The organism is Priestia sp. SIMBA_032 (assembly GCF_046535215.1).
Taxonomy (GTDB): domain Bacteria; phylum Bacillota; class Bacilli; order Bacillales; family Bacillaceae_H; genus Priestia; species Priestia aryabhattai.
In genome coordinates this window covers 31,192-47,337 of the sequence record NZ_JAWRXD010000010.1, presented here as the reverse complement: position 1 = coordinate 47,337, position 16,146 = coordinate 31,192, and the positions used below count along the sequence as shown (strand labels likewise).

Genomic DNA, 16,146 nt, shown 5'->3' with positions numbered 1-16,146 from the left:
GTTCATTCATCAATATCACTCTTTTCTTTTATACAATTTGTAATCATTCGTAGAGAAGATTTTGTTCGTAAAAAAACGGGTCGAGTTTTCTGCCGTTGAAACGGCAGCCGATACAAACTATCTTTCATGTCTTGACTACGAAAAGGGTAAACAGGTTCTAGATAAGGACATCCAAGAGAGCTTAATTGTAGAAGATGGCCAAGCAAGAATGCCATGCAGATAGAAATACCTAACAGTCCTAAGATTTGAGCAGAAGCTAGAAACGGAATTCTTATTAACCGAACGGTATTACTCATTTGAAACGCAGGCGTAGTAAAAGACGCTAATGCAGCAAGTGCAACAATAATAAGTAAAACATTACTTGTAATTGCTGCTTCCACTGCCGCAGTTCCAATTACAATACCGCCTACAATCCCCATTGTTTGACCAATTTTAGTTGGAAGCCTTTTGGCAGATTCTCTTAGTAATTCGATAGCAAATTCTAAAATAAGTACTTCAATAATTGGGGGGAAGGGAACATTATTTCTAGAAGCTACTAGTAAGGTTAGTAATTCTTCAGGTATCATTTCATAATGATACGTTAGGATGGCAATATAAATTGGTGTAGCTAAAATTGATAATACAGCTGCTACTAATCGCATTAAACGAAAGATTGAGGCTGTAGGCCAATTAAAAAAATAATCCTCAGATGAAGAAAAGAATTCAAAAATATTAATTGGTACAATTAAAGCGTGAGGAGATCCATCAACTAAAACTACAATCTTTCCCTCCGATAAAAAATTCGCTACACGATCAGGTCTTTCAGTATCAAGTATTTGTGGAAACAATGAGTTTTGGTTATCCGTAATCATTTGCGAGATATAAGAACTATCTATAATTTGATCAAATTTAATATCATTAATTCTTTGGAGAGTGGTGTCTAAATACTTATCGTTTGCAATTCCTGATATGTATAAAACAGCAACCTTAGTTTTTGATATATCACCAACTTTTAGTTCCTTTACCCTTAATTCTATAAGAGGTATTCTCTTACGTATCATATTAAGATTAGTATCTAAGGATTCAATAAAAGCTTCTTTTGGCCCCACAATAACAGATTCTACTTCTGGTATTGTTACTTGCCGACTTTCGATAGGGACTGAGGGTATAATAAGAACACTATTTTGATTTTTGCCCTTGGTATAGATAATAAGAAATCCACTTAATAGCTTTTCTTGAATTTCTTTCAAATTATTGGTTATCAACATATTTTCTATAGGTAAATGTCTTTTTATCTCCTCTAATTTGTATAGGTTTTTAGCCACCAAAAATGGGAGAATATCTCGATGTATAAAATCTTGATTTACTAATGTTGTATAATACGCTAAATAAAAAGGACAAGAATCTAAGCATTCAACGGATACAAAGTCAGCAGATGTCTCTAAATTATTCATTAATGCGGAAAGAGATTGAATATATGTGTGTGGCATTGAAAAATTTTCCTTTTCTTTACTTTTTCCTTTTCTAAAAAACATCTTTGTGCACCTCATCTGCTCTCTTTTCACTTAAATAATAATAAGACTGTAATAGTATTATCTGTAATTTTTATTAATTTATTAAGACATGCGTTAACAATTTCAATTTTCCAGATTATAAAAAAACTCATCAAAAATAGTCTTTTATCGTATTGATTAAAGTCTATTTTTGATGAGTTTCTTCTATATAAATGTAGTTTTGAAAACCATTATTCAATTCCTTTAGTAGCTATAAAAACACGCTTTATATAGTTATATACTTATTTTAATTTTATTTATAATCAAAATATTCCAAATTCTCTTTCCGTAAATCGGCTTTTTGTTGGTTTTGCTTATTTTCAAAGTTGTATAGAGCATTTTCCCAATCCCCATACATTGGATTTGGTAAAATAATAAAGTTATCACCAAAGCTGTTTTTCTCATCCTGGACCGTTTTATTTCTTTCCTTCAATGATTTTCCTTTATGTCCAGGAAAGTCAGATAAGTTATCACCAATAAATAATACAATATCATGTTTTTGCTTAACTTGATTAACTCGAGCTTGTTTACCTCTTTCCCCAGTTTTTATTAATAATACATGATTTTTATTTGCTTGTGGAGCTTCAATTCTATTTAAATTCTTAATCGTTGCATCTAATTGAGAAGTTGTTCGATCTGAAATATAGTAAATATCTAACCCTTTTTGATTGGCGTATTTTAGAAAATCAACCGATCCAGGAAGTGCTTTTGCTTCTGCTTTATTTACCCACTCATCCCATTTGTAAGGATATCCTCTACCTGTTTTAACCTGTAATGCATCCCATGGGCTATTGTCCAACACTGTTTCATCTAAATCAAGTATAACGGCAGGTTTTTTATTTGTACCTCGTTCTAAAGCTATATCTATTTTATTTCTTGCGATATTGTATCCTTGGTAATAGAGAGCTTCAGATTCACCTGAAGTTTGATACCAAGCAGTGGACATAACTGATTCTTCCCCATATGTTTTCGAGTTTGTTGCATGTGCTTTTGTTTCAGTTTTGGTAGTAGTACTACATGCAACTAATGATAAAGATAAAAGAACTACTGTACTAACATTTAAAAATGCCCCTTTGATTTCCATATTTATCTCCCATTCAAATATTTATTTTTTAATAATAATCTACTTAAAAATAGAATAATTTTTCTTTGATTATCTTAAATTTAGTTCCAAAGGATATGTCCTATAATTTTTCTTATGCACTTAAAAAGAATTCAAAATACTTTTCCCTCAAAACAGCTCGAGTGTTAACGTAAATAATAACTATAAAGACGATTCTATATAGATTTTTTGAAATAGCGATTAAAATTGCTATAAATGAAATAGATAAATACTAAAATAACTTTGCTTTTTTCTTCAAATTTGATGTTGCTTAGATGATATTATAAGTCAGAATATTTATTAAAAATTCCCCTTTAATTATTATTAAGAAAATCCCCTCCACTGCCGGTTTTAAATGTTTTTTATCGCGCTCTCTCCTTCCACTAATAAAATTTTTCATCCTAATCCTTTTTAGAGGCACTATTACTGATATCGCTTTCAATAATATTTTAGATGAAATATTAAAATAACCAATCCTTGAATTATTACCGCCTATACAAGTTACCACCATGAGGGTAACTTTTTTAAATTTACAATAATTTGTTGTTATTTGTCAATCTAAAAAATAATAATCAAAAAAATTTTGAGTGAAGGAACAATAAATATAACGCTATTAGGCAATAGATTTTTAAATATTATTGATTTCTAAATAAGAAAAGCTGTAGAAAACTAACAGAAAGGGAATTTGGATATAATTTATATAATTTTCAGTTTTTTATTTACTTTCAAAATTTTATTTGTTAATATAAATTTCATGTTAGAGGTCAGACGACGGACGACTTTACTTCATTTAAATTAAACTTATATAACCTACAATGAAAGCGTTTAATTCATCTGCTCTCTCTCTAGAACTACTTGAATGGTATTTCAAATTCTTAAAGTTATTAATGAAAGGTGTGGATTAAGTGACAAAAAAGAGAAAATTATTTTTTATGCTAACTTTAGCAATGGTATTAATCGCCGGTTGTGGCAAGAATGAGGTAATACAAGTTGAAAGTGAAAAAAAAGCATCTAGTAATACAGACCATATGTCTCCTACCCATTCGATGAGTTATTATCAAAAAAAACGTAAAAAATATCTTGAAAACCAAATTAAAAATGCTAATTCATTTATTCAAGAAGATAGTGTTCGTCAAGAAAAGTACAATAAGATGGTGGAATCTCCATTTAACTTTTATCGCGGAACTAGTAATCTTTTTTATACTGATCTAGGCACTAGTGTTATTAATATTCCCGATACATGGAAGAAAACCAAAAATATTAGCACTTGGATAGAAGGCGACGCTCATACTCAAAACATAGGAATCTTTAACAATAGTAAAGGTCAAATGGTATTAGGTTTAAATGACTTTGATGAAACATATGTAGCTCCATTTTATTGGGATTTATTACGCTTTTCAACGAGCGTCTTTTTATTGACAGATGAAGTCTCGAGATTTAATTTATCTTCTCAAGATAAATTAAATCTCATAAAAACCTTTCTGAATTCCTATCAAGAGGGTTTAAAACAAGTAGAGGGAAATAATGATGAATTAGATATTGAATTGAAGCAAGAAAACATTCCTAATGGTTTTATTAAACATCAAATGAATGAAACAAAAAATTCAAACAATCAGGTTAAATTTTTAAATGAGTGGACCACAGTCGACAAGGGTGTACGTAAGTTTGATTTCAATAATAGTTCATTAACACCTGTTAGTTTAACAAGTAGAAATTCTTTCAAGAAGGATTGGGAAAATTACGTATATAGTACAAGAGCGTTTATTAAGGCCAATTCTATTAACTATTTTTCTATTAAAGATATAGCAAATAGAATTCATTCCGGTATAGGAAGTTCAGGCGTTAATACATTTTATGTGTTAGTAGAGGGAGAAACTTCATCTTCAAATGATGATATTATCTTAGAAGTAAAAGAACAACAAAAACCTGCAGTTTTCTTTGAAAAAAGCCTATCTGCCTCACAATATAATAATTGGTTTCAGCAACAAGCAGAACGTTCATTTACAGGAACTTTAGCAATGGGAGTAAATGCAGATAAGCATTTAGGGATTTTACAATATAATAGTTTATCTTACTTTGTAAAACAAATATCACCTTGGTATTATAGCTTTGATGCTAATTCTTTTCATAATAAATCAGACATAGAACAGTTTTTAATATATTCTGGTAAATCATTTGCTTATGCACATGCAAAAGCTGATGAGGATTATGATAAGAGTTATGTACCTTATAATTTTGAAAAAAATGCTTTAGCTGCAATCTCTTCTTGGCCAAATTTTAACGATAAAATTATACAGCTAAGTGAACAGTATTATTATCAAGTTAAAGAAGATTATGTGTTGTTCAAAGACCTTTTAAAATATAATAAATTAAATTAGTAATACTCGCCTGGTACACCTTCATAAAACTTTAAATATACAGAATAAATAATATAATATTATTTATGTTTTATTAATAAATAATCTATTTTTAATAAAAAAACATTGTGTATCAGATTATTCAGTGCTAGAATCAGTCTAAATGGTTTTTAGATGTCGGACGTCTGACGATACATTTTTTTGTAAACACTTTCATATTGGTAGTGTACATATCCATTTTGAAAGAATAAAACAACAGTATTTATATTTTACGGTACTTTTATATTATTTTTAGCGAATACAGGGGAAAACAATAATTTAAAATTACCTCCAACAAATAAGGTGTGCTTAACGATTTAATCTATTTAGTCTTATACTAACCTTGTTTGAATTTATATTTTTTTACCATCAATATAATAAATAAATATTTTATAAGGGGAAAGACACCATGAAAATTCTTATTTTTATACTCGGTTTAACAGTTACATTTTTTCTTGCTTTTCTTGTAAGTAGTAATCGAAAAGAAATTAAATATAAACCAATTTTGATCCTACTTGTTATTCAATTAATATTGTCCTATTTCTTATTAAATACATCGATTGGATTCATCCTAGTTAAGGGTATTGCTGACGCATTTGGAGTTCTTTTAAAATACTCAGAATCCGGTATTAATTTTGTATTTGGTGGACTAGCAAACAAAGGGGAGGCTCCATTTTTCCTTTCTGCCCTCCTTCCAATTATTTTTATTGCTGTATTGATTGGAATCCTACAGCACTTTAGAATTTTGCCTTTTATTATTAAAGGAATTGGTTTTTTATTAAGTAAAGTAAATGGATTAGGAAAGTTAGAGTCTTATAATGCAGTTGCAGCTGCAATTGTCGGACAAGGAGAAGTGTTCATTACCGTAAAAGATCAATTAGGCCAATTATCAAGAAATCGCTTATACACACTTTGCGCGTCTTCTATGTCAACTGTTTCAATGTCAATTGTAGGCTCTTATATGAAAATGGTTGAGCCCAAATATGTCGTAACAGCACTTGTTCTAAACTTATTCAGTGGTTTTATCATTGTTCACATTGTAAACCCTTACACCGTAAGTAAAGAAGAAGATATTTTAGAATTACAAGAATACAAGAAGCAAACTTTTTTTGAGATGTTGGGAGAGTATATTATATTAGGGTTTACTGTTGCTATAACCGTAGCAGCAATGTTAATAGGATTTGTAGCTTTAATAGCAGCAATAAACGGCTTATTTAACTCCATTTTTGGTATAACATTTCAAAGTATATTAGGGTACATTTTTTCACCATTGGCTTTTATAATGGGGATTCCTGCATCGGAGATAGTACAGGCCGGTAACATTATGGCTACAAAACTAGTAACAAATGAATTTGTAGCAATGCTCGATCTAAAAAATGTAGCTGGAGATTTATCACCACGGACAGTTGGTATATTATCAATTTTCCTTGTGTCATTTGCGAATTTTTCTTCTATTGGAATTATCGCTGGGGCAACGAAAAGTATTGATCCGAAACAGGCTAATGTGGTTTCCCAATTTGGGTTAAAACTCTTATATGGAGCTACCTTAGTAAGTTTACTATCAGGAACTATCGTCGGTGTGATGCTATAATAAAGCAATTAGTTAGTAGAAAAATAATTCTACTTTCAGAAATATAAAACAAATGCATTGATTAAAAAATTTTTTATAGATTGAGATTTTAAATTCTATTATTCTCAAAAGAATTTAGGAATATTTTATTCAAGAAGCCTTTTTATAATAAAAAAGGCTTCTTTTTGACGAGTTTCTTCTATTGTATATGTCTTTTAGCAAATTACTGATTTAAACTCCTCTGTTAAACGTAAAAAAGCTTCTTTATCTTTATTTTTTAAGGAATGATCAATTTCCTTAAGAATTTTCATTTTTTTGAAGTCGTTTATAACTTGATTTAAAAATAATTCAGCCAACATTTCATCACGTAAATTTGGATCTACTCGATCCATTTCATTAAGCATATTACTTTCCATAAAACATCAACCCCTTTATCTTTTCTCTTTTGCAAACAGTATGCCCTTTTGCCCTCTTTTTATGCAAGGTTGATAGATGAAGTGAGATATAGAATAATATGCATAATTACACGCCTATTTCCTTTCAAATATTTTTCATATATCTTCAATTAGATAAAAACTAACTTTTAAAAATCAAGGTTTTATTAATTACAATCATTGGTGACAAATGACAATTTCCACTTCATATCCTATACTAATCTATGTTCTACTTCCCTTTTAAGAAATTAACATATTCATGTTAACTAAACATAAAGTATATAAGTACTTACCGTTAATGTATTTTCAATAAAATAAATTTAGTAAAAAATACAAAATAAACTTACTTTATACTCAGCAGTAAATTCATAAACAGTATTTTAAAAATGTAAGTTTTATCATTTACTCTATCTGACGACAAATGTGGACTTTTTCTACAAGATAGGTAAATAATAAAGGTTTTATAACAAAAGTATTTTACTACTTACTACAACATATAAGTTTGTCATTAATTTTTATTTTTGTGTTTTATATATAATTCCGTTTATATCAATCATTATAAACGAACTAAACTTACATTCACGAACTACTACCTTACTAATTACATCATATATTCCCTATAAACATAAAAAACCTACTCCCTGTGCTTCGGGAATAGGCTAGATGACATGAAACGTTAAAAACAATCTCCAATATGCTTTTTTATTTTACAACAACTTAATGAAGAAATCACTTACAATTTTACCCTTAAAAACATATAAAAAAGATCCGCAACCCTAGAAGGAATGGCGGACTAGTTGGAATTTGGTTTTAATAAGCTCTATCAGTATAGCATGGCATTCATTTTAGAGGAAGCAATTACATAAATTGAGTAAATATAAGAAAAGACCTCTTACCGATTAAGGCAAAAGACTTCTCGTGGAGAACGTGTCTGTCAAAACACTCTTCTTGCGGTCTTTCATGTTTCAAAGCTCCGTGTTACCACAGGAGACAAGAATCCAACCTACCCTATGGCAATTGGAGAGTTGAAAAAAGAAAAAAAGATGCCCGTAGGCATCCAAATAAGGCAGATAAAATATCTTAATAACATTGTGGAACAAAATCATCGTTTTATTAAAAAGCGAGTTCCTCCGATGTTAGTTTTGAAATCTTTTCGTACAGCTAAATCTATTCTTTCGGGAATAGAAGCGATGCATATTATTAAAAAAGGACAATTCTGTCCAAAATCAAGTGAAGTTCATTCGCCAACTCTTTTGACTAGCTGTATAAGAACAGATTTCAGAAATCTATATACCTCTTTTAAATGAATGTAACTTTGCACCAGAACCAAATAATGTAACTATTTGATGATAGGATTAATGAATTTCAGTAATGCCTGATAAACGAATAGAGAATATATTGTGTTGTTCATCTTCTAGAGAAAGAGTTTGATCATGAAGATTAAGGTTACTTACACGGCCTTTACATGTTTGTAATAAACCGTTGTGATAATAATTAATAGTAATTACACCTTTCTTTCTTAAGGCCTTCAATATCATCTGAGGGTCCCCTTTCTGTAGGTTAATTGAAGTTTATTCATCAACTATTTGGATTGGCTGCATAAGAACACATTCTATTAGGAATCTATATACCTTTTTCAAATAGATGTAATCTTTACACCAGAACCGAATGTAGTCACTCTCGTAAAAGCACTTCAATGTTTATATGTTTATATCTTTCTACTCTCAACTCTTCGAACCTGTCATTTCAGCAGGAGCCTTCTCCCAGACTTTTTTCCCGTCCATTAAGGTAAGTTCTACTTTGGTTTGCAAAATGTCTTCTTCTGGTACAGTAAAGAGATTACAATCTAGGACAATGAGGTCTGCAAGCTTGCCTGCTTCTAGTGTTCCAAGCTCGTCTTCTCTAAAAACACTATAGGCAGAGTTGATAGTGTAAGCTTTTAATGCTTCCGCCAGTGTTACTTTTTCCTGTTCATTCCATGTATCTTTTAACGTACTATCCTTACGGGTGATAGCATGATAAATTTCCAGCATTGGTGAAAGTGAAGCGATGGGATAGTCGCTGCTGTATGAGACCACTGCTCCGGATCTAACCAAGGAGGCGTTAGGATAAAGATAAGGATATTTCTCGTCGCTGACACGCGTTGTATGGCTTTCTTTAGGCATAAGTGCCATATGATACGGCTGGATCGATGGCATGACGCCAAGTTTTTCAAAACGTGGAATATCTTCTGGCGCAACCACTTCAATATGTTCCAAGGCATGACGGGCATCGCGCTTGCCATTAATTTTTTGAGCCTTTTCATATAGGTCCAGACCGAGCCGGACTGCTCCGTCACCTATGGAGTGAAAACGAATTTGAAAGCCTTCCTTATCTGCTTCCACTACCCACTTTTCCAGTTGCTCCGCCGTATAAGCAATTTCTCCTTTTGTCTCCGGCTGGTCTGTATAAGGATCCAGCATATAAGCCGTATAGCCAGTCACTACCCCATCGATAAACTGCTTCAATCCTGCCACCCGCAATTTACCTGAAGAATAGGTTTCACGCAGCTCTTTGGATCGTTCGATTTGACTATTCAATGGAGGATAAAGGTGAAATCTAGCAGTTAAGCGATCCTCGTCATCAAACTCTTTATAAATGGAATAAGCTTCAAGCTTTTCGTGAGCACGGCTTCCATACAAGTCATTTACGGAGGTGATTCCAAGAGCAGCTGCCTGATCTAAGAATTTCATCACCATGTCCCGGAGCTGTTCTTTCGAAAAATCATAGGCAAAGTCTGTAGCCAATGAAATTGCCGTTTCAATTAGGATACCTGTCGGTTCCCCTTTATCATCCTTATAAATTACTCCATATTCAGGGTTTTCTGTCGATCCTGTGATCCCAGACACCGTAAGCGCTTTCGAATTCACCCAGCCGTAATGTCCCTCTGCATGTAAAAGTACTACTGGTCGATCAGCCAACACTTTGTCTAATACATAACGATCAGGAAATTCCTTTTCCCCCCATGCTGTGTGATCCCACCCTGTGCCAATAATCCAAGCATCATTAGGATGCTTATCCGCATATGCTCGTACTCTCGCAGCCGCCTCATCAGCAGAGTTCGTATCTGATAACGGTACACAATAATAACTGAATAAACTCCCCAGCATAATATGCAAATGTGCATCGTGGAATCCTGGCATAATTAGTTTTTCTTCTACATCCATAATCTCGGTAGCATCACCTCTTAACTCTAAAACCTTTTCCTTTGGTCCAACCTCTAAAATTCTATTACCTTTTACTGCTAAAGCTAACGGCTCCGGCTCATCACTCAATCCGGTAAAAATAGCTTCACTTATCAAAATTAAATCTGCTTTTGTCATTATTGTCATCTCCTTGGATTTATGAATATTCAGATGCTACATTGCTCTCTGGCAGCTGCCATTTAAAGTATTTTGTTAAAACTATTATATTGAGGAATCCAAATATAAAACAAATATCTCTGAGTATTTTTATAAAAGCTTACTAAATAAATTTATTATTTTTAATAGCTATGTTGCTTTTATTCGTTTATATTGTGTCCAGTAAAAACATATTCACTAGAAAGAATGATGCCTGGTTTACAATTCTTGTCCGCCTTGATAAATATCTAGCTTTTATGCTTGAATTTCATTTACGTCAGCACTATCTATGGAAAGCTCTGGTGGCCGTTTACTAAACATTTTTGTAGTCAAAATGAGCATGATGAATCCAATTCCTAACCATCCTATTCCTAGTAGTAGTGCCTTTGAATCAAGACTAGACCATAACCAAACTGTGAAACCAGAACCAATAAGAGGGAAAAATAAATATTTTAAAATGTTAATTCCTCTTCTTTGTTTCTTTCTAATAAAATAATGAGAAATAACCGAAAAATTAACAAAGGTAAATGCAACAAGAGCTCCAAAATTAATAAAAGATGATGCTGTTACTAAATCAACAAATAAGGCAGATAAAGCAAAAATACCTACTAAGATAATATTATATGTCGGTGTTCGAAATTTTGGATGAAGCTGACCAAATATTTGTTTAGGAAGGACGCCATCTCTGCCCATTGCATATAAAAGCCGGGAAACGCTTGCCTGTGAAGATAGGCCAGATGCTAGGGTTCCAATAATACATCCTGCTAGAAAAATAGATTGAAATAAATTTCCACCAACATATACAGCAATTTCTAAAGCAGCAGAATCTGGATCTTTAAAGGATTGATAGTTTGGATAAACAAGGTGAATAAGATATGAGATGGTGACAAATAAACCCCCTCCTATTAATACAACGAGAAAAATAGCCTTTGGTATTGCCTTTTTAGGGTTAATGGTCTCCTCCGAAAATGTGGTAACAGAATCAAACCCTAAGAAAGACAAACACAAAATAGAGGAGCCTGCTAATACTAAAGAGAGTGATATATCTCCATTCACAAACGGAGAGCTCATAAATAATGTCCCTGAACCAATTCCGTTAAGCAAACCTTTAATTGAAAGGAATATGAATATAACTATTATTAAGAATTGACTTGCAATTAATAAAAAATTCATCTTCGTTGCTATTTTTACTCCGATTACATTTACAGTGGTGATTAAAATTAGGAAAGCAATTAACCAGATAGAAAAAGGAACACTTGGAAAATATGAATTTAAGTAAATTGCGATTAATAAACCATTAATCATTGGCAAAAATAAATAGTCTAATAGTATAGCCCAACCAATTAAGAATCCAATATGGGGATTAAGAGCCTTTTGAGTATATGTATATGCGGAACCAGCAACAGGGTAAGCTTTAACCATTTGACCATAACTATAGGCTGTAAACAACATACCAATTAGAGCTACTATATAAGCTGCTGGTACCATCCCTTTTGTTATTTCCGCAACAATCCCATAACCTGTAAATACTGTCGTTGGTGCCATATAAGCCAAACCAAATAGTACTAAAGGAAATACCGTTAACGAACGTTTGAGTTTTACATCCTGCATATATCACTCCACCTTTGAATATTATTTAATCTTGCAGATTGCATCCTTAAAATTTAGAGTGTTTACTCAGCAAGTTCCTATTATGAAACGACACAGATGCTTTTAGTACGTGTCTCTTATCTACATGGTTTTGATATATCCAAATTTCTGTGAAATCTCGAGTGCTGCATTCTTAACCTTTTCAATCAATGGAGGTAGCATCATCTTCTGATAATTCACATCAAGACTCTCAATACTAATACTTGCTATGACATGACCTTTGTAATTGAAAATAGGGGCAGCCATCTCGGCTATATAATTTTCCAGTTCTGAGTGACTAACCGTATATCCTGTTTGTTGAGATTCTTCCAGAATAAGGCGAAGTTTCTTTTTATCTATAATAGTTCCAGATGCAATCGAATTCATCTCGATTTTCTCTAAATATTTCTCCCTCTTATCATGTGGCAAAAAAGCAAGAATAACACGAGAGCAAGCTCCAGCATAAAGCGGTGCTCTCCGACCAATTGCCATATAAAGTCTTACACACTGATTTGTATCTAGTCTTTCGACGTAGAGGGCTTCTTCGCCATCTTGAACACTGAGATTAACAGATTCACCTACTTCATCATGAAGCTTTTGCATAATCGGTAAAGCTACCTGCCGGATATCTAAACGTTCTGCTACTAAATGGCCAAACTGAAGAAATAATAGACCCAGTGAATATTTTCCATTATCATCTTTATCAAGAAGTCCCATCTCTTCAAGTGATGTCACCATTCTATAAATAGATGTTCTCGGTATCCCTGAAAATTGTACAATTTCATTAAGACTAAGCTTTGAATATGTTAAGAAAAGATTAAGAATATCCATTGATTTGACGACTGTCTTGTTTATGCTTTGCACGATTTCCCCTCCTTTTCCAACTACATCAAGACATTATAGGTTCTCTGTTTTCAAGATTAAAAGTGGATCACGGTTATGTAATTGGAATGAGTCAAAAAACAATTATCAATTATATTTTGAGTTGAAGTTCGTCAAAATGTATAGATTTAGGGTTCTAGTGAATATTTTTACGTTTACACTAGAACCCTCTGTAACATATAATTCTAATTATCTACCTTAAATAATATCTCTACTTTAATAATTCTTATTTATAATCTGATTAGCTAAATACTTTGCTGTATTTTCCTTCGTAGAAGGCTAGTGGTGCCCCTTCGCAAGTGACGATATCAGTTACCTCTCCAATAAAGAGTGTATGATCGCCGACTATTTGTTTACTATGAACCTTACATACAATGTTTGTTAAAGCATTCTTTATTACTGGTAGTTCATTTATCCAGTCAAATTCGATTTGACGTTTTTCTTTAATTTGTCCCGCAAAATGCATCGATAAATCTTTTTGATCATCGGATAATATATTAACAGCAAATTTTCCAGACTCATTGATCTTATCTAGCATTTTAGCTTTTTCTCCTATAGATATTAAGACTAATCTTGGATTAAGGGACACTGACATAAATGCATTTGCCGTCATACCGTGGGCCTCATCTTCTAAAAGTGTTGTTATAACCGTTACTCCTGTAGCAAATTTCCCCATCGCATTTCTAAAAGTTCTATCATCCATCATTTTATAGCCTCCTAAAATTTAAACTTACTGAGACAGCATTATAAAAAGTACTTGACTCAATAATTTACCTGTTTTGCATTATGAACTCTGTACTCTGTATACATAGTACCTAACAAGGAATTGATTAGTTAATACCTGGTTACAACGGAACAAACTAAATATTCAAATGTTAAAAATGAATTTTTTAAACTTTTTAAATTTGTGTTATTCGGCAACTGTGTCTTTCTGGGATAATGAATTATCTTTATAAGTAGTTACTACTTGGACCCTACTTAAGAATGTAACAGAAATAAATGAAATTACAGAAAGAGTAGTGATAAAAATAGCAAGAGGAATCCAGGAATTATCATAAGTACTTAACAAAATAGTCGCAATCATTGGAGCAGTCCCTCCAAATAAGGCAGAACCAGCTTGATAGCCAAGTGTTATTCCCGTGTATCCCACATTTGTACTAAACATTTCGGTAAACATTGTACCAATTATACTTGCAATGGTAGACCAGAGAATTCCTAAACCCACAATTGAAACGAAGTATGCCCAAAATGTTGATTGTGTTGATAATAAATAATAGTAAGGAAAAGAAAATAGAGCAATTCCTGCTGCACCTATCATAAAAACACGTTTACGGCCGATTATGTCAGATAATTTCCCCATAATTGGGATACACACTGTTGTAACAATAGTTGCAATAGTAATTATTGTTAATGCTGTCGTCCTTGAGAAACCAATATTATCTGTAGCGTAAGAGATAAAAAACGTTGTGAAAATATAGAATGGACCAACTTCCACACATTTTGCCCCTATTGAAATTAAGACAGCTTTCCAATGATGTCTTAGTGTCTCAAAAAGAGGCACTTTTACAATATTGCCTTTTTGTTTTTCTTCACTGAATACTGATGTTTCCTCAATTCCGCGACGTATCCAGAGACCAGTAATCACCAAAATCGCACTCAGTATAAAAGGAATCCTCCATCCCCATGATAGAAATCGTTCTTCTGGAAGTAAACTTACTAATGAAACAGCAGTTGTTCCAAGTAACATACCTAGAGGGATCCCCATTGCAGGGAAACTGCCGTAGAATCCTCGTTTTTCTTTCGGTGCATTCTCGACCGCCAGGAGAACAGCTCCACCCCATTCTCCACCAACAGCAATTCCTTGAACCAGACGTAAAGTTACAAGTAAAATTGGCGCTAAAATTCCGATTGTGCTATAAGTTGGTAGTAATCCAATAGATACTGTTGAAATTCCCATCAAAAGAAGTGAAATTACAAGAGTATTTTTTCTGCCGAATTTATCTCCCATATGACTAAAGATGAGCCCACCAAGAGGTCTAATAAAAAAAGTAATTCCAAAAGAAGCATAAGCAAGTAATAAACTTATAAATGGATCATTACTAGGAAAAAACAATTTATTAAACACCAGCGAAGCTACAGTACCATAAAGAAAGAAATCGTAAAATTCGATTGTGCTACCAACTAAACTAGCGAATAATACTTTTTGGGAACTTACTGTTGATTTTTCTTTCCCCATTATTTGTATTCCTCCAACTATTTATATTTTCAAATTGCCTAATAGACATCTAATAATCTGTTTAACCAGGTAATACAAATTCTTTAGTTGAAAGAGAGATAGTATTCACATAAGCTAATTTGTTCAAAAACTTGACTGTAACTTTCTTTTGTTTCCCTTCTTTCAACCACTCTAGGTTATTACTGCTCAGCTCATACTTGTTTTCATAAGCACTAGAATGTTTAAAAAAACCTTGAATGGTTCTGCATCCGTTTGATATTTCCACTCTATACACACCATATTTTGGTAAAATATACTTACTTTGAATATGAAACTCAACATTATTCAGCTTCTTTTGTGTATATAAATCAGGTGAAAAATGAACACACCCATTGATTTCATAATGTTTTCCTAAGTAATACGGTACAAGGTGAACATCTCCATCTTTTATTAGTTTTCTTATTAACGTTGAACCTATTTTGTGGTCATTCATTACCCTTTTTGAGATTACTGTAATTTCAAAAGGACTGTTTATGCTGATATCTCGCAAATAATCTACGTTACCCTGAGCTTTGTAACCAAAGGTGAAGTCAAACCCTACTACTATGTGTTTAGCTTGAAGATCTATAACATATTGTTTAATAAAATCAGATGGTGGAAGGGAAGCAAATGATAAATTAAACTTTATAACAAAAAGTTTGTTCACTCCCATAGCTGCCATTTTTTCAATCTTTGAGGGTAAAGGAGTTAAATATCTCCAATCGTTATCTGATTTGATAACTTCATTTGGATGTGGATCGAAAGTCATAACAGCAAATTTTAGGTTTTTCTTTTTGGCGATATCCTTTGCTTGCTGTAATAAATATTGATGACCTAAATGGACACCGTCAAAAAAGCCTAAAGCCATTACATGAGGTTCTTGAATAACAAAACCTTTATCCAATGGATGTGTTAAATGTAGAATTTCCAATATGCCTCACCTTCCCTACAATATGATCGAGATACT

At 32.5% G+C, this 16,146-nt stretch carries 12 protein-coding genes and 1 pseudogene; 3 read left to right on the top strand and 10 right to left on the bottom strand.

Annotated features, from left to right (window positions below):
- Positions 1-2: 2 nt before the first annotated feature.
- Together SB717_RS23250 and SB717_RS23245 are read right to left on the bottom strand one after the other, a co-directional pair.
- Complete coding sequence (locus SB717_RS23250) at positions 3-1,514, bottom strand: spore germination protein (protein ID WP_410904846.1); 1,512 nt, start codon at positions 1,512-1,514, stop codon at positions 3-5.
- A gap of 271 nt (positions 1,515-1,785) precedes the next feature.
- Positions 1,786-2,616 (bottom strand): 5'-nucleotidase, lipoprotein e(P4) family, encoded by an 831-nt coding sequence (locus tag SB717_RS23245; RefSeq protein WP_410904845.1) that lies wholly within the window; start codon positions 2,614-2,616, stop codon positions 1,786-1,788.
- Positions 2,617-3,539: 923 nt separating this feature from the next.
- On the opposite strand from SB717_RS23245, the gene SB717_RS23240 reads away from it, so the two are divergent.
- Both SB717_RS23240 and SB717_RS23235 read left to right on the top strand, forming a co-directional pair.
- Complete coding sequence (locus SB717_RS23240; RefSeq protein WP_410904844.1) at positions 3,540-5,012, top strand: DUF2252 family protein; 1,473 nt, start codon at positions 3,540-3,542, stop codon at positions 5,010-5,012.
- 427 nt (positions 5,013-5,439) lie between these two features.
- Positions 5,440-6,621 carry a NupC/NupG family nucleoside CNT transporter gene (locus SB717_RS23235; RefSeq protein WP_410904843.1) on the top strand — a complete coding sequence of 394 codons (1,182 nt, stop codon included), beginning with the start codon at positions 5,440-5,442 and terminating at the stop codon, positions 6,619-6,621.
- 194 nt (positions 6,622-6,815) lie between these two features.
- Here SB717_RS23235 and SB717_RS23230 read toward each other — a convergent pair whose 3' ends face one another.
- Entirely contained in the window at positions 6,816-7,016 is a 201-nt protein-coding gene (locus SB717_RS23230) for an IDEAL domain-containing protein (RefSeq protein ID WP_410904842.1), read from the bottom strand.
- Between the two features lie 965 nt (positions 7,017-7,981).
- On the opposite strand from SB717_RS23230, the pseudogene SB717_RS23225 reads away from it, so the two are divergent.
- Positions 7,982-8,291: pseudogene (locus SB717_RS23225) on the top strand (DDE-type integrase/transposase/recombinase); the annotation flags it as partial.
- 98 nt (positions 8,292-8,389) lie between these two features.
- On the opposite strand, the gene SB717_RS23220 reads toward SB717_RS23225, so the two are convergent.
- From SB717_RS23220 to SB717_RS23190, 7 genes are all read right to left on the bottom strand, one after another.
- Positions 8,390-8,572, bottom strand: a complete 183-nt coding sequence (locus tag SB717_RS23220; protein WP_410904841.1) for a YolD-like family protein — start codon at positions 8,570-8,572, stop codon at positions 8,390-8,392.
- Between the two features lie 186 nt (positions 8,573-8,758).
- Positions 8,759-10,396 (bottom strand): amidohydrolase, encoded by a 1,638-nt coding sequence (locus tag SB717_RS23215; RefSeq protein WP_410904840.1) that lies wholly within the window; start codon positions 10,394-10,396, stop codon positions 8,759-8,761.
- A 273-nt stretch (positions 10,397-10,669) separates the two neighbouring features.
- Positions 10,670-12,025 carry an APC family permease gene (locus SB717_RS23210; RefSeq protein WP_410904839.1) on the bottom strand — a complete coding sequence of 452 codons (1,356 nt, stop codon included), beginning with the start codon at positions 12,023-12,025 and terminating at the stop codon, positions 10,670-10,672.
- Between the two features lie 120 nt (positions 12,026-12,145).
- A complete protein-coding gene (locus SB717_RS23205; RefSeq protein ID WP_410904838.1) occupies positions 12,146-12,907 on the bottom strand; it encodes an IclR family transcriptional regulator in 762 nt (253 codons plus the stop codon).
- 259 nt (positions 12,908-13,166) lie between these two features.
- Positions 13,167-13,628, bottom strand: coding sequence for a flavin reductase family protein (locus tag SB717_RS23200; protein ID WP_410904904.1), 462 nt, complete (start codon positions 13,626-13,628; stop codon positions 13,167-13,169).
- Between the two features lie 207 nt (positions 13,629-13,835).
- Positions 13,836-15,161, bottom strand: coding sequence for an MFS transporter (locus SB717_RS23195; protein ID WP_410904837.1), 1,326 nt, complete (start codon positions 15,159-15,161; stop codon positions 13,836-13,838).
- A 61-nt stretch (positions 15,162-15,222) separates the two neighbouring features.
- Positions 15,223-16,110, bottom strand: a complete 888-nt coding sequence (locus SB717_RS23190) for an adenylyltransferase/cytidyltransferase family protein (protein ID WP_410904836.1) — start codon at positions 16,108-16,110, stop codon at positions 15,223-15,225.
- Positions 16,111-16,146 lie beyond the last annotated feature (36 nt).